The sequence below is a fragment of the Massilia norwichensis genome, from assembly GCF_024753245.1.
Lineage (GTDB): Bacteria > Pseudomonadota > Gammaproteobacteria > Burkholderiales > Burkholderiaceae_D > Telluria > Telluria norwichensis.
Genome location: NZ_JANUGX010000034.1, coordinates 20008 through 38311, shown reverse-complemented (window position 1 = coordinate 38311; position 18304 = coordinate 20008). Strand labels below are relative to the sequence as shown.

The window sequence follows — 18304 nt, the reverse complement described above, 5'->3', positions numbered from 1 at the left end:
CCTAGGCCGCGATTTGCATCGAGGTGCGCAACCAGTCCAGCAAAGCCGGCGATGTCAGCGGCCGGCTGAACAGGTAGCCCTGGCCCTTGGCACACTGCTGCTCGCGCACGGCAGCCGCCTGCGCTTCGGTCTCGATGCCCTCGGCCACCGTGTTCATGCCCAGGCTCTGGGCGACCTTCACGGTGGCCTCGATCAGCACGCGGTGGTGCTGGCTGGTATCGGCCTGGCAGACGAAGGAGCGGTCGATCTTGACCGTGTCTACCGGCAGTTGGTGCAGGCTGGAGAGCGAGGAATAGCCGGTGCCGAAATCGTCCAGCGCCAGCGTGATGCCGATCGCCTTCAGCTCGTGCAGACGGTCCTGGACTTGCTGGTCCTGGGCCGCCAGGCTTTCCGTCACTTCCAGCTGCAGCTGGGACGGACGCATGCCTTCCGCGGCGAGGATGGCGCGCACCGTCGCCGGCCAGTCGGGCTGGCCCAGCTGGGCGCGCGACAGGTTCACTGCCATCAGGCGCGGCGCCTGATCGCCCAGCTCGCGCTGCCAGGCCATGAAGTCGCGGCAGGCGCGGCGCAGCACGAAGTCGCCGAGCGCGCCGATCAGGCCCGATTCCTCGGCCACCTGGATGAATTCGAAAGGCGGCACCACGCCGCGCACCGGATGCTGCCAGCGCACCAGGGCCTCGACGCCGGCCGAGAGGTCGGTGCCGCCATCCTCGCGCAGGCCGACCACCGGCTGGTAGACCACGAACAGCTGGTCCTCGACCAGGGCCTGGCGCAGATCCGATTCAATGTCCGCCCGGCGCGCCGCGCGCTCGCGCATGGCCGGCTCGAACATGGTGCAGACATTGCCGCCGGCGCGCTTGGCCTCGACCATCGCGATGCTGGCGTCGCGCAGCATCTCGCCGGCCAGGTCGCTCGCATCGGCGGCCCAGACCAGGCCCATCGACAGCTTGCAGGCGAGCTCCTGGCCGCCCGCCAGTTGATACGGGCGCGCCAGCGCTTCGAGCAGACGCGCGGCGATCTTCTCGGCGTCGTCACGGCTGCGCAGGCCGTCCAGCAGCACCGCGAATTCGTCGGCGCCGACACGGGCCGCGAGCTGGCCGCTGCCGGCGTTCGGGGCGATGCGGTCGCTGGGCGGGCGCAGCGTGGCACGGATGCGCTCGCCGATCTGCACCAGCAGGCGGTCGCCGGCGGCCTGGCCGTGGGCGTCGTTGATCTGGCGGAAGCGGTCGCAATTCATGAACAGCAGCGCGAAGCCGTTGCGGCCGCCATTGCCGCCCGTGGTGCGTCCCAGCATCTGCTGCGCCTGTTCCAGCAGCGCCTCGCGGTTCGGCATGCGGGTCAGGGCGTCGGTGCGGGCCGCCGTCTTCAGGCGCCGCGCCAGCCTTTCCTGCTCGCGCTGCACTTCGTGGGTGGCGTCGGTCACCACCGCCATCAGGCGCGTCGGGTCGAGCTTCAGCACCGACAGCGACAGCCATTGCGGCCCATGGCCGGCGGCCTCGCCCAGCTGCAGGCGCAGGCCCTCGCAGACCGCGCCGGAGGGCGCGCTGAAGTTCTCGGTCAGCTCGCGCAGTTGCGGCGCGACGCCGGCCAGCACGGTGAACAGGTTGTCCATGCTGCCGTCGCGCACCAGCGGCATCAGCAGGCTGGAGGACATCGGGTTGAGCATGTCGACGGTGCCGTCCAGGCTGGCCTGCACCAGGCCGATCGGGGCGCGGTACAGGAACTGGATCAGGGCTTCATAGGCGTCGGGCGTGCCCGTCTGGATTTCAGGCTGCATCGTGGTCTCCGCTCCAGCATTCGACGCGATTGCGTCCGTTCGCCTTGGCGGCGTACAGCGCCCGATCGGCGCGCTTGATCAGGGTGTCGAGGTCGAGGTGCTCGCCGGCGTCGACGGCGGCGATGCCGGCGCTGATCGTGACCGATACCGGTACGCCATCGCACATCACCGGCTCGGCCGCGACCAGCTCGCGCAGGCGCTCGGCAACGGTCCGGGCGCCGGCCAGGGTCGAAGAAGGCAGTAGCACGGCGAATTCCTCGCCGCCCACGCGCGCTACCACGTCGACCTGGCGGAAGGTGTTCGAGAGCGCCTTGCCGAGCTGGCACAGCACCTGGTCGCCGGCCGGGTGGCCGTGACGGTCGTTGATCTGCTTGAAGTGGTCGGCGTCGAACAGGATCAGCGCGGTCGGCCGCGGCGTGCGGCGGTTGCGCGTCAGTTCCAGTTCGGCGGCCTCGAAGAAGGCGCGGCGGTTGGCGACGCCGGTCAGATGGTCGGAGAACGCCGATTTGCGGCGCGTGTCGATCAGCTCACGCTGCTCGCTGACGTCGCGCAGCACCAGGCAATAAGCGGTTTCGCCCTCGGCGATGCTGTCCGGATCCAGGTCCGGGATCGGCGAGATCATGGTGCTGCCCAGGAACCGGCTGCCGTCGGCGCGCAGGCGCGGGCCTTCGTCCAGGCTCCAGCCATTGGCGTCGGCTTCGCGCAGGCGGTCCTGCACCTGTTCAAGCGTGGTGGCATCGCCGGGGTAGAACACGGAATACGGCTGGCCGACCACCGCGGGCGTGAAACCGGTGACGCGGCCGATGGTCGCATTCCAGTCGCTGACCCGGCCCTGGCGGTCGAGGCCGACCAGCGCATAGTCGGTGATGCTGGTGAGCAGGGCGTTCAGCCAGGCGTCGCTCTGGCGCAGCTGGCGCTCGCGGCGCACCTGTTCGCTGACGTCCGACAGCACCGCCATCAGGCGCGCGCCGTCCAGCTTCATCAGGCTCAGCGACAGCACATGCGGTGCGCGCGTGCGGGCAGCCGGTGCGCCGCTGTTCAGGTGGATGTGCAGGCCGTCGCAGATCATGCCGTTCGGCCGCGTAAAGTGCGCGCACAGGTGACGCAGCTCGGGGGCCACGTCTTCCAGCGCGGTGAACAGATTGGTGAGGCAGCCGTCGCGCGACAGCGGCATCAGGAGCTGGGCCGAGATCGGATTGATCATCACGATCTCGCCGTCGATACCGGTCTGTACCAGGCCCACCGGGGCCAGGTACAGGAACTGGATCAGCGCTTCGTGCTCGGCCGCCAGCTGGGCGTGGGCGTCGCTGCTCACAGCTTGCGCTGCACCAGCACGTAGCGTTCGCCGGTGCCCGGCGCGGCCAGCAGGCGCAGTTTGACTTTCACCGGACGCATGCGCAAGGTCAGCACGTAGTCGATGGTGTCGTCGAGCGCCGCGCTGTCGTCCTGCGCGTCTTCGAAGCGCTGGGCCACCATGAAGTTGTTCAGGCAGGGCGCGACGTTGGTGAACAGCGGCTGGCCCAGCACGCGCGGCGCGGTCAGGCCGGCGGCATCGGACTCGGTCTGGTTGTATTTGCAGACGTTCGTCTCGCCATCGAAACCGATCACGCCGAAATCGAGGCGGTCGAGTTGCTCCTGGCTCAGTTGCGCGAGTTGGCCGTGCAGGTTGGGCGTGGCGAAGGACAGGTCGGTGGCGGCATTCATGGCGGCGCTCTCTTGTTGATGAGAAGGGAAGTTTGTTGCAGTCAAGAAATGGATGGTGACATGTCAGTTTCCGCATGTCAAATTCAATCGTGTGCGGTGTGACATTGGCCCAAGCCTAGTACGGATTTGACATGCATGCGGCCACGCTGCACCATTTGCGGCGTTTTGAACACACACTTATATAGACAAGTTCCGGATATGAGCGACCTTTTCCCTCCCGTGAGCGGCAATGTCGACTGGTGGCAGAGCCTGCCGGCGGTGCAGCGTGTCGTGAGCGACCTGCTGGCGGCCGAGCTGGCGCAGGCCCGGCCCGGACGCGCGGCGCCGGCGCTGCCGTGGCCGGGCGGGCTCGAGTTCGTCCGCGACCTGGGCGCCGATTCGCTGGAGCTGCTCGGCATGGGCACGGCGCTGGCCGAGGCGCTGCACCTGGACCGGGCCGAGATCGACGCCCGGCTGCTGGCGCGGCCCTGCCTGGACGACTGGGTGGCGGCGGCGCGCGCAGGCCTGTGCGGCGGCGGCATGCCGCTCACTTTCCGCACGTCGGGAAGTTCGGGCAGTCCGAAGCGCTGCACGCACGCGCTGGCGCTGCTGTGGCAGGAAACCGTGGCGCTGGCGGGGCTGCTGCCGGGAAGGCGGCGCATCCTGAGCCTGGTGCCCAGCCACCACATCTACGGGTTCCTGTTCACGGTGCTGGTGCCGCGCGCGCTGGGGATCGAAGACGTGCTGGACCTGCGCAGCGCCACGCCCGCCACCGTCCTGCGCGAGGCGCGCCCCGGCGACCTGATCGTCGCCCACCCGGGCTGGTGGGAACAGGCCGCGCGCCTGGCGCCGCGCTTTGCCGGCGACGTGACCGGCACCAGCTCGACGGCGCCATGTCCGGCGCCGCTGGCGCGCGAACTCGCCGATGCCGGCCTGCGCCTGCTGCAGGTCTACGGCAGTTCGGAGACGGCCGGGGTGGGCTGGCGCTTCGCCGCCGACGATGCCTTCGGCCTGCTGCCTTACTGGTCGCGCACGGACAGCGAGGGCGAGTTGGCGCGCTCGCTGCCGGACGGCGGCACGGTCCGCTATCCGCTGCAGGACAAGCTGGCATGGGAGGATCTGCGCCGCTTCCGTCCGCTCGGGCGCATCGACGGGGCGGTGCAGGTGGGCGGCGTCAACGTGTTCCCGGCGTATGTGGCCGAGGTGCTGTGCATGCACCCGGGCGTGGCGCAAGCTTCGGTGCGCCTGATGCGGCCCGACGAGGGACGGCGCCTGAAGGCTTTCGTGGTCCCGGCGGACGGGAGCGGTGAGGCACAGCATGAAGCGCTGCATGCGGCGCTGCTGGCCTGGTGCGCCGAACGCCTGAGCACGCCCGAACGGCCGGCCGCGATCAGCTTCGGCGAACGCCTGCCGCGGCAAGCCAGCGGTAAACCCGCGGACTGGATCATCGACACATAAAGCGATCTACTTGGTGGCAACGATGGCCGGCATGTAGGCATCGAGAAAAGCCTGCGGCATGCGACGCGGCTTGCCCGCCGCGATGTCGATGCAGACCAGGTCCCAACGGCCGCGCAGCACGGTGGCGCCGTCGCTGTCGCGCACCAGCTGGAAGCGGCGTTCCATCGACAGCTTGCCGTCGCCGCCCACCAGCCAGGTGGCCAGCGTGAGTTTTTCTCCTGCAAAGGTGGGCAGGATGTAATCGTATTCGCCGCGCCGGATCGCCATCGCGCGGTCCAGGCGCCGGTAATCCTCCAGGCTCAGTCCCAGCTGTTCGGAATGTGCCCAGCCGATCTGTTCGCACCAGCGCACGTAGACGGCATTGTTGGTGTGGTTCAGTCCGTCGATGTCGGCGGCCTCGGGCGTGCGCGGCAGCGTGAAGGGGTTCGGATAATCCCAGTTCAAAATGCTTCCTTCCTGGCGGTGGCGATGGTGCTCCAAGCCGGCCATTCTACAGCTCGGCCATGCGACACGCCAGGAAACGGTTTGCGGGAACGGCAAGCTGTCAGTCGAGCTCGAGCAGCAGCGGCTGGTGGTCGGAACCGCAGGCCAGTTGTCCGATGCGCAGTCCACGTACGCGCTGGGCCAGGTTGTTGCTGACGAAGGCGTAGTCGAAGGTGAAGGGCGCGCCGTTCGGATCGTGCAGGCCGACCGTCGGCGCATGCTGCCGGCCTGGGTGGACGAGCTGCCAGGCGTCGCGCCAGGGTGGGGTGGCGTCGCCGAAGGGTTCCAGCAGGGCCCGGTGGGAACGCGAGCCGGGCAGCATGTTGAAGTCGCCCAGCAGCAGCGCCGCGGCAGGCCGCGGGACGAAGGCGAAGGGCGAGTCGGGATCGCCACCCGGACCGGCATCGGCGGGCGGACTGCAGGCATGCGTCCAGGCTTCGCTCTGCAGCCGGCGCAGGGCATCAAGCTGGGCCAGACGCTGGGTCTCGGAAAAGTATTCGAGGTGGACGTTCAGCAGGCGCAGCGGGCCGGACGGCGTGTCCAGCGTCGTCTCGAGCGCGATGCGCGGCATGCTCGGCACCGGCGGTAGGGAGAGGTCGGCCGGCCAGGGCAGCGAGTGGCGCAGCACCTGCAGAATGGGGTGGCGCGAGCACACCATATTGCCGAGCCGGCGCCGGCCGCCGTCGGGGGCCAGGGTGTCGACCGCATAGGCGCTCGCGCAATGCCAGCCGGGCAGGCGCCGCGCCAGGCCGGCGAACTGGTCGCCGCCTGGACTGCCATCGCGGGCCGGAAAGCCGCAGGCGACTTCCTGCAGGCACAGCACGTCGGCGCCGGGCGCAAAGCGTTCGAGGCCGGCGAGCACGGCGTCGAGGTCGGCGCCGCCGGCGGGCGCACGGGCGGACTGGATGTTCCAGCTGAGGATGCTGAGCATGGCGCTTCTCTCAAGACTGTCGAAGCATCCAGACTAAACGCGGACCGGCATGCGGGACTGATCCGGCTCAGGCGTGCGCCGGGGAACATCCCGGCGTATCCGTGGTCGGGTATCAGTCCCTGGTCCAGGCCACGCCGCTCGGGCAGCGGACCTTGTCCGCCGATTCGCCGCCCATCTCCATGCCTTTCATGCCCAGCGGCCCGATGTTGCCGCTGCGCCGGCAGATCACGCTGTTGCCGATCCGCTTGCGGTAATAGATGGTGCCGTCGGGCGAGGTATAGGTATCGAAGTGCACGCTCATCGAACGGTCGACGTGGGCCGCTTCCAGCCCGCGCCGGAAGCGCGCCATCGGCGTGTCGGGCTCGTCCGGCACGCCCGACTTGCCGCCGCGCAGTTCACGGTCGATGCGGCCGGCCTGGCGCCTGGACAGGCTGGCGCCGAAGCCGCCTTCGGCTTCCTTCTGTTCGCGAATGGCGTCCTGGACGTTCATCGGTGCGCGCGCGTTTTCCAGCGGGCTGGCAGACGGCGGCGAGGGGGCGGCAACCGGCGCGGCAGGCGCAACAGCCGGCTCGGACGCTTCGGACGCATCAGGCGCCTCCGGCTTCAAGGGCGCAGGCGGCCCCCTGAAGAAATCCATCGCAGGCGGCAGCGCGCTGCGTCGCGGAAGCGGATAACCGGGCTCGACCGGCGCGGCCGGCTCCGGCCTGGTTTGCGGCAGGGATGGCTGCAACAGGATGGTCACCACCTGCGGCAGGTCCGGCACGCTTGGCAGGGGAGCAGGGCGCTGCCGCATCCAGGCGAACAGCGCCAGCATATGCATGCCGAAAATCAGCGCGAGCGCGACGCGGTTCCTTGGAAGGGGACCTGCCGGGCTGGCGCCGTAGACCATGCGCTTACTTCGCCGTCATGGCTTGCTTGATCGCCACGCAGCGCTGGTCTTCCTCCAGCGTGTCGAGCAGGGCGCGGCGGGTACCGGCCGACAGCTCTTTCATCTGCGCGGAGGCCGCTTCCAGGCGCTTGACGCTGGCCGGGCTGCAGCTGGCCGGAATCATGCTCGGACCGTAGGCACGCATGTAGACCGGGCCGGCGTTCTTGTCCAGCTCCGGCAGCTTGGCCAGGCGCTGCTCGGCGGTCTGCTCGGCCAGGGCGGTCTGCTCGGCCGGGTACAGGGCGCCCATGGCCGTGCGCACCTTCGAGAACGGCAGCTTGGTCTTGGTGTCCTGGATCGTGCCCAGCCATTCGCCCTTCACCGCCGGATCCGGACGGACCACGGTGGCGGCCAGCGCGGCGGATTGGCCGCTGTCCGACTTGTCGCGTTCCTGTTCGGCTTTGACCAGGGCGGCGGCACCCGGGTAGTCGTAGCGGTTCAGGCGCGCAATGATGGACCAGCGCAGGTCCTGGTTGATCTTCAGGCCTTCGAGGGTCTGCTTGCCTTCCAACAGGCTTGCGAGGCGGTCCAGCGCAGGACGCGAGCTGGCAAGACCGAGGTAAGCGCCGAACCAGCGGCGCTGGAAGTCGTCGTTGCCCTTCGCGGCCACGGCGGCGTTCCAGGCCATCTCTTCCAGCTGGCGGCCGGCTTGCACGGCGTAGGCGCTGTTCGGGTCCATCGCGCTCAGGTAGCGCTTGGCGGCGCCCACCTTGCCCAGCACATCGCCGAGCAGGGTATAGTCTTTTTCCTGCGGCGCGTTGTTCAGTGCGGTGCTGATGAAATCGTTCAGCGGCAGCTTGGCATCGCGCACGCCGTCCCACAGGCTTTGCCACAGCATCGCGCGCAGCAGCGGATCGTCGACGCCGGCCAGGCTGGCGCGCGCGGTGTCGAAGGAGCGCTTGTCCAGCTGGACCTTCACGAAGCCCCAGTCCTCGTAGTTCGGGTAGACCAGGTCGGGGCAGGCGGCGCCCACCATGCCCGGCACTGCCGTTTTCGCGCCCTTGTAGATGATGGCGACGTTCTTGTCGAGTTTGAGCTGCTTGCCGTCCATGCGGAAGCTGGCGACCTGCACGCGCTGCTCGCGCAGGGTCGGGAACTGCTTGCTGGCGCTTTGCTCCAGGCTGAACGACTTGATCTTGCCGTTCGCGCAGCTGTAATTGGCGGCGATCGTGTTCACGCCCGGCTGGTACAGCCACTCCTGGGTCCAGCCCTTCAGATCGCGGCCGGCGGCCTGGCCCAGGCTGCCGATGAAGTCGTCCAGCGTGGCATTGCGGAACTGGTATTTGACCAGGTAGTTGTGCACGCCCTTGCGGAACACCTCGGCGCCCAGCAGGTGGCGCAGCTGCATCAGCGTCGACGCGCCCTTCGAGTAGGTGATGGCGTCGATGTTGTCGAAGGCGTTCTGGGTCGAGGGCACCGGCACCTCGATCGGGTGGGTGGTCGACTGCTGGTCCTGCATGTAGGCGCCCTGCTTGCCCTGCGAGTAGAAGGCGCGCCAGGCGTCCTTGAACTCGGTCGCCTCGGCCGTCGCCAGCGTGCCCATGAAGGACGCGAAACTTTCGTTCAGCCACAGGCCGTTCCACCACTTCATGGTGACCAGGTCGCCGAACCACTGGTGCGCCATCTCGTGCATGATCACGCCCGCCAGGCGCGCACGCTGCTCCGAAGTCATGTCGGCCTTGTACATGAAGCCCGCTTCGGCGAAGGTGATCGCGCCGGCGTTTTCCATCGCGCCGTACAGGAAGTCCGGCACCAGGATCTGGTCGTATTTCTCGAACTGGTAGGGGATGCCGAAGTACTCGTCGAAGAAGGCCAGGCCCGACTTGGTGTACTTGAACCACTCCGCCGGCTTGACCTGCGCCGCCACCGACTGGCGCGCGAACAGGCGCATCGGGTACTTGCCGCTGTTGTCTTCCCACTTCTTGTAGGGACCGGCGTGCATCGAGAAGTTATACGGGCTCAGCTTCTTGGTCCTGGGGAAGGTCCAGCGCTTGCCTTCGCCGCCGGCCTCGACCTTGTTCTCGCGCGTGGTCGAGATCACTTCCCAGTCGGCCGGCGCCGTCACGTTGACCTGGTAGGTACCCTTCAGGTCGGGCTGGTCGAACACCGCGAACATCTGGTGCGCGGCGGCCGGTTCGAAGTGCGAATAGGTATAGACGCGGCCGTCGACCGGGTCGACCATGCGGTGCAGGCCTTCGCCATTGGTGCTGTGCGGACGCTCGTAGACGATGGCGACCGTGTTGCGGCCCTTGACCAGGTCTTTCGCCGCCAGCGTGACGAACCAGCCGTTGTACTGCGGCGTGACGCTCTTGCCGTTCACGGTGACGGACTTGACGGTGGCCTTGTCGAGATCGACGGTCAGCGGGCTGGAGGCGTCGTTCAGGTCGAAGCTGAGGGTCGTGGTGCCGCCGAAGCTTTCCTTGCCGGTCAGCGTGAAGTCGAGCACGTAGTCGACGTTCGCCACGCGCGCTGCGCGGGCGGCCGCGTCCTGCTGCGACAGGAAGGCGTTCTCGGCGCGGGGCGCGGAGGCGGTCGCAGCGTGGGCGGCGGGAGCAAAAGCCAGCGCGGCGGCGATGGCGAGCGGCATCAGGCGAAGAGCAGAGGTGTTCACAGTTATCCTTGCGGCGAATGACAGAAATAATTCGCGCAAGAATAGCATGTCGGCAATGTTATTCGTATCGGTATGGGCCCCGGGACGAAGAATTTTTGCTGCTGAAGCGGCCTGATCGGGAAAGAAATCGCCCTTCGACATATGTATGCATACGTCGAAGGGCGGTGGGAAAGGTGTCGAAGCTTAAGCTTGCAGGGCCGGATAATCGATATAGCCTTCCGGACCCGGCGCATAGAACTTCTCCGGGCGGGCCGGGTTCAGCGGCGCGTTCTGCCGCAGGCGTGCCGGCAGGTCCGGGTTCGCGATGAACCACTGGCCCCAGGCAACCGCGTCGGCTTCGCCGCTGTTCAGCAGCTGTTCCGCGCTTTCCTTGGTCAGCTTTTCATTGGCGATGTAGACGCCGCCGAAGGCTTTTTTCAGCGCCGGGCCCAGACGGTCGTCGCCGAGCGCTTCGCGTGCGCAGATGAAGGCGATGCCGCGCTTGCCCAGTTCGCGGGCAACGTAGCCGAAGGTCTCGAGCGGGGTCGAGTCGCCCATGTCGTGCGAGTCGCGGCGCGGTGCCAGGTGCATGCCGACGCGGTCGGCGCCCCAGACGGCGATGCAGGCGTCGGTCACTTCCAGCATCAGGCGCGCACGGTTCTCGATCGAGCCGCCATAGGCGTCGGTGCGCTGGTTGGTCTTGTCCTGCAGGAACTGGTCGAGCAGGTAGCCGTTGGCGCCGTGCACTTCCACGCCGTCGAAGCCGGCTTTTTTCGCGTTCTCGGCGCCCTTGCGGTAGGCGGCGACGATGCCCGGGATTTCTTCCAGGTCCAGCGCGCGCGGGGTCTCGTAGTCCTTGATCGGGCGCACCAGGCTGACGTGGCCGGCCGGCTTGATCGCCGAGGGTGCCACCGGCTTGTCGCCGTTCAGGAAGATCGGATCGGAGATGCGGCCCACGTGCCACAGCTGCAGGAAGATGCGGCCGCCGGCCTTGTGCACGGCGTCCGTCACCAGCTTCCAGCCTTCGACCTGTTCGTCGGACCAGATGCCCGGGGTATCGGCATAGCCCACGCCCATCGGCGTCACCGAGGTCGCTTCCGAGAGGATCAGGCCGGCCGAGGCACGCTGCGCGTAGTATTCGGCCATCATGGCGTTCGGCACCCGGCCGCCGCCTTCGGCGCGCGAGCGGGTCAGCGGCGCCATCACGATACGGTTCGGCAACTCCAGGGCGCCGACTTTCAAGGGGTCAAACAACGTCGTCATGGGTACTCCTGTTCTTGTTGACTGAGAATTCAGTAAGGGCTGGCCATCTTACGCCAGCGCCGGAATTCCTGCCGAGACCGCCCCGATTTACGCGGTGCTATACTGCGGCCCTTTTGCGTGTAGACGAGTGGAGAAGCCGATGAGCTGGGCGTACCTGGTGATTGCCGGACTGCTGGAAGTGGCCTGGGCCGTGGGTCTGAAATACACGGCCGGGTTCACGAAACTGTGGCCGTCCGTGTTCACGCTGACGACGATGGCGGGCAGCGTCGGCATGCTCGGCCTGGCCTTGCGTGCCTTGCCGCTCGGCACCGCCTACGCCATCTGGACCGGCATCGGCACCGTCGGCACCGCGGTGTTCGGCATGATGATGCTGAACGAGCCGGCCGGCGCGCTGCGCCTGCTGTCGATCGGCCTGATCGTGGCCGGCATCGTCGGTCTGAAACTGCTGACGCCGACCTGAGCGGCAGGCGGTTCAGGGCTGCGCCGCCCACTTTGCGTAGATGCGCTCCAGCTCGCCGGTGGCCTTGAGCGTGTCGATGGCGGCGCCGAGCAGCGCGGCGAGTTGCGGGTCGGCCTTGCGGCTGACCCAGAAATGCGAGGGCTGGCCGCTCATGATCGCCGGCAGCACGCGGACGCGTCCGTCCAGCTGTTGCGTACGCAGGTAGCGCTTCAGGGTCAACTCGTTGACATACGCAAAGCGGCCATGTCCTCCCAACATCTTCTGCAGGTTGACACCGTTGTCGTCGGTGGCGTCGTCGACCTGCACCCCGGCCGCCTTGAGCTGGTCCGTGAACACCGAGCGGCGCTGGCTGGTGACCAGCGCACCCATCCTGACGAGGTCGCGCACGTCGCGCACGACGGCTGTGTCGCCGGCACGTGCCGCCAGCAGGTGGCGGCTCAGGTACACGGCTTTGCCGACCGGCATGGCGACCGCCTGGCGGCGCGGCGAGGCGATCAGCGCACAGGCGGCATCCAGGCTGCCGTTTTCCAGGCCGGCCTCGATGGCCGGCAGCGAGCGGCTGCGACGGTAGCCCGTGAAATGCAGACGCGGCTCGACCCGTTCGATCGCGGCCATGAAATCGGGGCAGATCCCGGTCGCGCGCGTAGGCTGCACAATCCACTTCGGCGCGATCGCCTCCTGGGCCGCGATGCGCACCTCCATACCCCATGCGGCGCCGGTCAGCGCCAGGCCCAGGGCCAGCGCGGGCAGGCGCAGCAATGCTGTTCTCCAATTCTTCATCGTGATCGTTCTTGTTTTTTTACAGGCGCAGGATTGTCGCATGAAGCGCGTACAGACTGCGCGTCAATCAATTTCTCCAGCGGATGGCCCATTCCAGCGCGATGCGCGCACGTTTGATCCGTTCGGCATAAGCGCTGCGCCGGCTCCCTAAACTCGGTAGCGAATCGGGGCAAACGGCCCCCACCGAGGAGAGAACCGATGATCCTGTTGACCGGGGTGGCCGGCTTCATCGGCATGCATGTGGCGCGGCGCCTGCTCGCGGACGGGCGTGAAGTGGTCGGTATCGACCATCTCGGCCCCTGCGTCGAGCCCGGCCTGAAAGAGCGGCGCCTGGCCGCGCTGGGGAATGCTGCGGGCCTGCGCTTCCGCCGCCTCGACCTCACCGACGGCGCCGCGCTGGAGGCGCTGTTCGGCGAACATGCTTTCGAACTGGTGATCCATCTGGCGGCCCAGACCGGGGTGCGCTACTCGTCCGAGCATCCGCACGAATCGGTGATGAGCAACGTCGTGGGCCTGACCAACGTGCTGGAATGCTGCCGCCGCCATGGCGTCGGCCACCTCATCTACGCCAGCAGCTCCAGCACCTACGGCGCCAACCGCCGCCTGCCGTTCAACGAGCACGATCCGGCCGACCACCCGGTCAGCGTCTACGCCGCCACCAAGCGCAGCGGCGAGCTGCTGGCGCACAGCTACAGCCACCTCTACGGCTTGCCGACCACCGGGCTGCGCTTCTTCACCGTCTACGGGCCCTGGGGCCGGCCGGACATGGCACCCATGCTGTTCGCCAGGGCCATCGCCGCCGGCCGCCCGATCGAGGTCTACAACGGCGGCCACATGCTGCGCGACTTCACCTATGTCGACGACGTGGTCGAGGCGGTGCTGCGCCTGGCCACGCGGCCGGCTGCACCCAGCCCCGACTTCGATCCGCTGCACCCGGACCCGGCCACCAGCCATGCGCCGTTCCGGATCTACAACGTCGGCAACCAGCAGCCGGTGCAGCTGTCCGAATTCATCGACGCGCTCGAAGGCGAGCTTGGCCGCCGTGCCGAGCGGCTGGCACGTCCGATGCCGGGCGCCGACATGGCCGCCACCTGTGCCGATACTCACGAGTTGCGCCAGGCCATAGGCTGGACCCCGGCCACGCCGCTGCGCACCGGCATCGCCCGCTTCGTGGCGTGGTTCCGGCAGCACGAGGCCTGCCATGCATAGGCTGTCGCTGGTCGTGCCCATGCACGACGAAGAAGACAACGTGCTGCCGCTGACCACCCAGGTGCAGGCGGCAATGGCGGCTTCGCCCTGGCCGTGGCAATTGATCCTGGTCGACGACGGCAGCCGCGACCGCACGGCCGAGCGCATTCGCGAAGCCGTGGCCAGTAGTCCGCGCCACGTGGCCGCGGTGATCCTGCGCCGTAACTTCGGCCAGACCGCGGCCATGCAGGCCGGCATCGACGCCGCCAGCGGCAGCGTGATCGCCACCATGGACGGCGACCTGCAGAACAACCCGCACGACATCGTGCGCATGGTGCGCCGCCTGCTCGACGAAGACCTCGACCTGCTGGTCGGCTGGCGCCGCGACCGCAAGGACGGCTTCTGGCTGCGCCGGCTGCCCTCGATGCTGGCGAACCGCCTGATCGCCGCGGTTACCGGCGTGCGCCTGCACGATTACGGCTGCTCGCTGAAGGTCTACCGGACCTCGGTGCTGCGCGAGGTTCGGCTGTATGGCGAGATGCACCGCTTCATTCCGACCTGGATGGCGACGGTGACGGACCCGGCCCGCATCCGCGAGGAAGAGGTCAGCCATTTCCCGCGCATACATGGACGCTCCAAGTACGGCCTGTCGCGCACCTTCAAGGTCTTGCTCGACCTGCTGGCCATGTATTTTTTTGTGCGTTTCCGCGCCAGCCCCGGCCACTTCTTCGGCCGCATCGGCCTGGCCTGCGGGTTTGCCGGCATGGGTGCGCTGGGCTGGCTGGCCTGGCGCAAGCTGGGGGAGGGCGAGGCCATCGCCAGCCGCCCGCTGTTACTGCTGGGGATACTGCTGGTGGTGATCGGCGTGCAGTTCGTCTGCACGGGCATCGTCACCGAAATGCTGGCCCGCATCTATTTCGAGGCCGGGGCGGCGCGGACCTACCTGGTGCGCGAAACCCTGGGCGGCGTCGGCGATGCCACGCCCGGCGGCAATCCGCTGCCCAGCAGGATGGAGCGGCGATGAGGAGCGGCCCGCTGCGCAGCGCGGCCGTCCAACGCGGCATGGGCTCGCGCGAGCGCCGGCTTGCCCGCCGCGCCGGCCTGCGCGCTGCGGGCAAGCCGCTGCTGCTGGCGACCGCCATCCTGTTCGGGCTGTTCCTGCATCTCGGCACCATGCCCCTGTTCGACGTCGACGAAGGCGCCTTCAGCGAAGCGACGCGCGAGATGCTCGCGCGCGGGGACTATGTTTCCACCTGGCTGAACGGCCAGCCGCGCTTCGACAAGCCCATCCTCATCTACTTGCTGCAGGCGGCCTCCGTGACCGCCTTCGGCCTGAACGAATTCGCGCTGCGCCTGCCGTCCGCGCTGGCCGCCTGCGCCTGGGTCCTGGCGATCCTCGCCTTCACGCGCCGCTTTCTCGACCGCGATACCGGCTATGCGGCCGCCTTCATCGCCGCCAGCACGGTCGGTGTCGGCGTGATCGGGCGCGGTGCGATCGCCGACGCGCTGCTGAACCTGTTCCTCGCGCTGAGCATGTTCGACATCTATCGCCATGCCGCCGATGGCCGCCCGGCCTGGCGGCGCCGCGCCTTTCTGTGGATCGGCCTTGGCCTGCTGACCAAGGGGCCGGTGGCGCTGCTGGTGCCGGGCGCGGCCAGCCTGCTGGCCTTCGCGCTGCAAAAGCGCTTCAAGGACTGGTGGCGGGCGGTAGGCGACCCGGTCGGTTGGGGGATCCTGCTGGCGGTTGCCGCGCCCTGGTATCTGCTGGAATACAGCCGGCGCGGCGATGCCTTCCTGGCCGGCTTCTTCATGCGCCACAATGTCGAGCGCTTCATGTCGCCGCTGCAGGGACACAGCGGCAGCCTGCTGTACTACCTGCTGGCCATCCTGCTGCTCCTGCTGCCCTACACAGGGCTGTTCCTGCGCAGCTTGTCCGGGCTGGGGCGGTTGCGGGCGTCGCCGCTCGACTGCTTCCTGTGGTGCTGGTTCCTGTTCGTCTTCGTGTTCTTTTCGCTGGCCGGCACCAAGCTGCCGCACTATCTGCTGTATGGCGCCACGCCGCTGTTCATCCTGATGGCGCAGCGGCGCGATGCGCTGCGTTCGAAGCTGCTGGCCTTCGTGCCGCCACTCTTCTTTCTGGGGACGGTCGCGGCGCTGCCCTGGCTGCTGCAGCGCTTCGCGCCCGGCATCCGCAACCTCTACGTGCGCGAGGCGCTCGGGCAGGGCGAGGCGTTCGGGCCCGGGTGGCAATTCGGCGCCGCGGTGTTGCTGGGCGCCGCTCTGGTACTGGCTTTGTGGCGCGGCGCGGCACTGTGGCGGCGCCTGGCCGCTTCTGCACTGCTGTGTTCGCTGGCCTTGGGCGGCCTGCTGCTGCCGGCGGCCGCCGCAATCCAGCAGGCGCCGGTCAAGGAAGCCGCGCTGCTGGCGCGCAGCGCCGGCTGGGAGGTGCACAGCTGGCGCATCAACGTGCCGAGTTTCTCGTTCTACCGCGGCGCGTTAACGCCGGCCATGCCGCAGCCACGCCCGGGACAGATCATCCTCACCCGCAGCGATGCGCTGGCCGCGCTCGGTCCTGCCCAAGTACTGTACCGCAAGGGCGGCATCGTGCTGGCCCGCATTTCCGGATAAGAGCCATGGCGCTGGCCACTCGCCCTTCCGTCCGTCCTGCCTATGGCTCGTCCTGGGTGTGGCTACCGCCGGCCGCCGCGCTGGCGCTGCTGGCACTGCTGCTGGCGGCGGGCGGCAACCAGCCCGTGTTTCTGGCCCTGAACCATGCCGGCCATGCGCTGGGCTCACTGTTCTGGCTGCACCTGACGATGTTCGGCGACGGTGCCGTGGCGCTGGCCCTGGTGCTGCCGCTGATCCGGCGCTGGCCGCATTGCTTCTGGGCGGCGCTGGTAGCGGCGGTCTTCGCCGCCCTGTGGACCCAGGTCACCAAGCAGGTCATCGACCTGCCGCGCCCGCTGGCGGCGCTGGCCGCGGACCAGTTCTACCAGGCTGGGCCGGCATACCGGCGTGTGTCCTTTCCGTCCGGGCACGCCGCGGCGGCATTTGCCATGGCCGGCATCTGGGTCATGGGCGTCACCAACAGCGGGCCGCTGCGCGCGCTGGTGCTGGTACTGGGGGCCCTGGTCAGCCTGTCGCGCATCATGCTGGGCGTGCACTGGCCGGCCGACATCCTGTGGGGCATGCTGGGCGGCTGGCTGGGCGCCTGGCTAGGGCTGGCAATCCATGCGCGCTGGGGCTGGCGCACCTCGGGCATCGCGGGCATGCTGGCCGGTCTGCTGCTGGCCGCGGTGGCGGCTGCGCTGCTGGTGAGCGGGCATCTCGGCATCCCGGCGGTGCTGCCTGCGCAGCGTGCGGTCGGCCTGGTTTGTCTGCTGTGGGGCGGGTGGGAAATGGCGCGCATGCTGCCGCGCCTGCAGATCGGAAGGAGGACCGATGGGTGAGGAAGGCTGGTGGCTCCTGGTCGGGTTTGGCGGCCAGGCATTGTTCATGGGGCGCTTTGTGCTGCAATGGTTCGTCAGCGAGCGGGAACGCCGCAGCGTGATCCCGGTCGCTTTCTGGTACCTGAGCATCGCGGGCGCGCTGGTGCTGCTGGTGTACGCGATACACCGGCGCGACCCCGTCTTCGTTGCCGGCCAGGGGCTGGGGGTGGCGATCTATCTGCGCAATCTGCACCTGATCCGTGCCGAACAGGCCCGAACGGAGAGCGCCTGACAAGGCCCCATGGCGGCGTTGGGGCTTACTCGCGACCGAACTGCGGATTCGGACGGGTCAGGTAGTACCACTCGTGGTTCGGCGCGGCATTCGTGTCCGGGAACAGGATGCGGCCCGAGAACTCGGCCGTGACCGGGGTGCCGTCGGCGCGCACGCCGATCTGGTCGCCTTCCTGCACGGGGTCGAAGCTGGCCCAGGTGCGGGTGAAGCGGTCGCCGGCGTCCAGCTTGTCGTGGACGACGACCATCTGCAGCGCTTCCATCTCTTCGAACGGAACCGGTTCCGGTGCCGGGGCGTCGATCAGTTTCAGGTGGGCCAGGGTGTTCATGATGGCGCGGTAGGCGACTTCCGGCGCCTGCGGATCGAGGTGCTGGCCGCATTCGAGGGTCAGCGCGTAACCGCCGGTGCTGCGCATGTATTCGGTGGTGCCCATGCCGTAGCGCAGCACGGTTTCGAGTTCGGCCGCATTGCCGCGAGAACGGCGCTGCACGCCGCCGCCGTAGGCCGCCATCCAGCCGGTCACGAAGCGGCGCACGCCCAGGCGGCGCGCCAGCGCACGCTCCTCGCGCATGTGCTTGAAAGGTTCGAGGGTGCCGTCGTTGTCGAGCGGGCCGACCATCACGAAAGGCTCGCCGTGGGCGGCATTGAAGGAGTGCAGGTCGAGCAGCACGTCGTGCTGGGCCAGCAGCGGGCACAGCCAGTTGGCGACGCGGTCTTCGAAGTCTTGCGGACTTTCCTTCGGCGACAGGTCGCGGTTCAGGTTGCGGTCGCCCGAGCGCGTATTCTTGGCGTAGGCCAGCGGGTTGACGATGGGAACGAAGGTGACGCTGCCGTTCACGATGCGCAGGGCGCCGGCGTCCAGTTCCGCCATCACGCGACCGATGGCCTGGGTGCCGCAGATCTCGTTGCCGTGGGTCGCGCCCATGATGATGACGCGCGGACCCGGACCCTGGCCCGTATAGTTGACGGATTTGAAATGCATCTGGCTTGCGGCGGCGCTCATGCTGAGTGTTCCAAGAAAATATCGATCCGGCATTTTATCG

The 18304-nt window shown here is 68.2% G+C and carries 17 protein-coding genes; 7 read left to right on the top strand and 10 right to left on the bottom strand.

Features of this window, described 5'->3' with window-relative positions:
- Position 1 precedes the first annotated feature (1 nt).
- Genes NX782_RS22595 through NX782_RS22585 form a run of 3 tightly spaced genes read right to left on the bottom strand, consistent with a single transcriptional unit; the run spans position 2 to position 3481 of the window.
- Complete coding sequence (locus NX782_RS22595; protein ID WP_258847744.1) at positions 2 to 1777, bottom strand: putative bifunctional diguanylate cyclase/phosphodiesterase; 1776 nt, start codon at positions 1775 to 1777, stop codon at positions 2 to 4.
- Complete coding sequence (locus NX782_RS22590; protein WP_258847743.1) at positions 1767 to 3092, bottom strand: sensor domain-containing diguanylate cyclase; 1326 nt, start codon at positions 3090 to 3092, stop codon at positions 1767 to 1769. The genes NX782_RS22595 and NX782_RS22590 overlap by 11 nt, the downstream gene beginning before the upstream one ends.
- Positions 3089 to 3481, bottom strand: coding sequence for a phosphonate transporter (locus NX782_RS22585; RefSeq protein WP_258847742.1), 393 nt, complete (start codon positions 3479 to 3481; stop codon positions 3089 to 3091). The genes NX782_RS22590 and NX782_RS22585 overlap by 4 nt, the downstream gene beginning before the upstream one ends.
- Positions 3482 to 3679: 198 nt before the next feature.
- Between NX782_RS22585 and NX782_RS22580 the strand changes: the two genes are divergently transcribed.
- Entirely contained in the window at positions 3680 to 4918 is a 1239-nt protein-coding gene (locus NX782_RS22580; RefSeq protein WP_258847741.1) for an AMP-binding enzyme, read from the top strand.
- A gap of 6 nt (positions 4919 to 4924) precedes the next feature.
- On the opposite strand, the gene NX782_RS22575 is transcribed toward NX782_RS22580, so the two are convergent.
- From NX782_RS22575 to NX782_RS22555, 5 genes are all read right to left on the bottom strand, one after another.
- On the bottom strand, positions 4925 to 5362 hold the full coding sequence (locus NX782_RS22575; protein ID WP_258847740.1) for an acyl-CoA thioesterase: 438 nt from the start codon (positions 5360 to 5362) through the stop codon (positions 4925 to 4927).
- A 100-nt stretch (positions 5363 to 5462) separates the two neighbouring features.
- On the bottom strand, positions 5463 to 6332 hold the full coding sequence (locus tag NX782_RS22570; RefSeq protein ID WP_258847739.1) for an endonuclease/exonuclease/phosphatase family protein: 870 nt from the start codon (positions 6330 to 6332) through the stop codon (positions 5463 to 5465).
- Between the two features lie 112 nt (positions 6333 to 6444).
- The gene (locus tag NX782_RS22565) at positions 6445 to 7152 is read right to left on the bottom strand and encodes a hypothetical protein (RefSeq protein ID WP_258847738.1); all 708 of its coding nucleotides are present in this window, start codon (positions 7150 to 7152) and stop codon (positions 6445 to 6447) included.
- A gap of 73 nt (positions 7153 to 7225) precedes the next feature.
- Entirely contained in the window at positions 7226 to 9871 is a 2646-nt protein-coding gene (gene pepN / locus NX782_RS22560) for an aminopeptidase N (RefSeq protein ID WP_258847737.1), read from the bottom strand.
- A gap of 183 nt (positions 9872 to 10054) precedes the next feature.
- Positions 10055 to 11113 carry an alkene reductase gene (locus tag NX782_RS22555; protein ID WP_258847736.1) on the bottom strand — a complete coding sequence of 353 codons (1059 nt, stop codon included), beginning with the start codon at positions 11111 to 11113 and terminating at the stop codon, positions 10055 to 10057.
- A gap of 139 nt (positions 11114 to 11252) precedes the next feature.
- Between NX782_RS22555 and sugE the strand changes: the two genes are divergently transcribed.
- Entirely contained in the window at positions 11253 to 11573 is a 321-nt protein-coding gene (sugE, locus tag NX782_RS22550) for a quaternary ammonium compound efflux SMR transporter SugE (RefSeq protein WP_258847735.1), read from the top strand.
- Positions 11574 to 11585: 12 nt separating this feature from the next.
- Here sugE and NX782_RS22545 read toward each other — a convergent pair whose 3' ends face one another.
- Positions 11586 to 12332 (bottom strand): substrate-binding periplasmic protein, encoded by a 747-nt coding sequence (locus NX782_RS22545; protein ID WP_258847734.1) that lies wholly within the window; start codon positions 12330 to 12332, stop codon positions 11586 to 11588.
- A gap of 219 nt (positions 12333 to 12551) precedes the next feature.
- On the opposite strand from NX782_RS22545, the gene NX782_RS22540 reads away from it, so the two are divergent.
- From NX782_RS22540 to NX782_RS22520, 5 genes are read left to right on the top strand one after another with little or no spacing between them, the layout of a single operon-like run.
- Positions 12552 to 13562 carry an NAD-dependent epimerase/dehydratase family protein gene (locus tag NX782_RS22540; RefSeq protein WP_258847733.1) on the top strand — a complete coding sequence of 337 codons (1011 nt, stop codon included), beginning with the start codon at positions 12552 to 12554 and terminating at the stop codon, positions 13560 to 13562.
- Entirely contained in the window at positions 13555 to 14565 is a 1011-nt protein-coding gene (locus NX782_RS22535) for a glycosyltransferase family 2 protein (protein WP_258847732.1), read from the top strand. Before NX782_RS22540 ends, NX782_RS22535 begins: the two co-directional genes overlap by 8 nt.
- Positions 14562 to 16169 (top strand): ArnT family glycosyltransferase, encoded by a 1608-nt coding sequence (locus tag NX782_RS22530; protein ID WP_258847731.1) that lies wholly within the window; start codon positions 14562 to 14564, stop codon positions 16167 to 16169. Before NX782_RS22535 ends, NX782_RS22530 begins: the two co-directional genes overlap by 4 nt.
- 5 nt (positions 16170 to 16174) lie before the next feature.
- A complete protein-coding gene (locus NX782_RS22525; protein WP_258847730.1) occupies positions 16175 to 16990 on the top strand; it encodes a phosphatase PAP2 family protein in 816 nt (271 codons plus the stop codon).
- Positions 16983 to 17261, top strand: a complete 279-nt coding sequence (locus tag NX782_RS22520; protein ID WP_258847729.1) for a lipid-A-disaccharide synthase N-terminal domain-containing protein — start codon at positions 16983 to 16985, stop codon at positions 17259 to 17261. The genes NX782_RS22525 and NX782_RS22520 overlap by 8 nt, the downstream gene beginning before the upstream one ends.
- Positions 17262 to 17286: 25 nt before the next feature.
- Here NX782_RS22520 and NX782_RS22515 read toward each other — a convergent pair whose 3' ends face one another.
- Entirely contained in the window at positions 17287 to 18264 is a 978-nt protein-coding gene (locus NX782_RS22515) for a succinylglutamate desuccinylase/aspartoacylase family protein (protein WP_258847728.1), read from the bottom strand.
- Positions 18265 to 18304 lie beyond the last annotated feature (40 nt).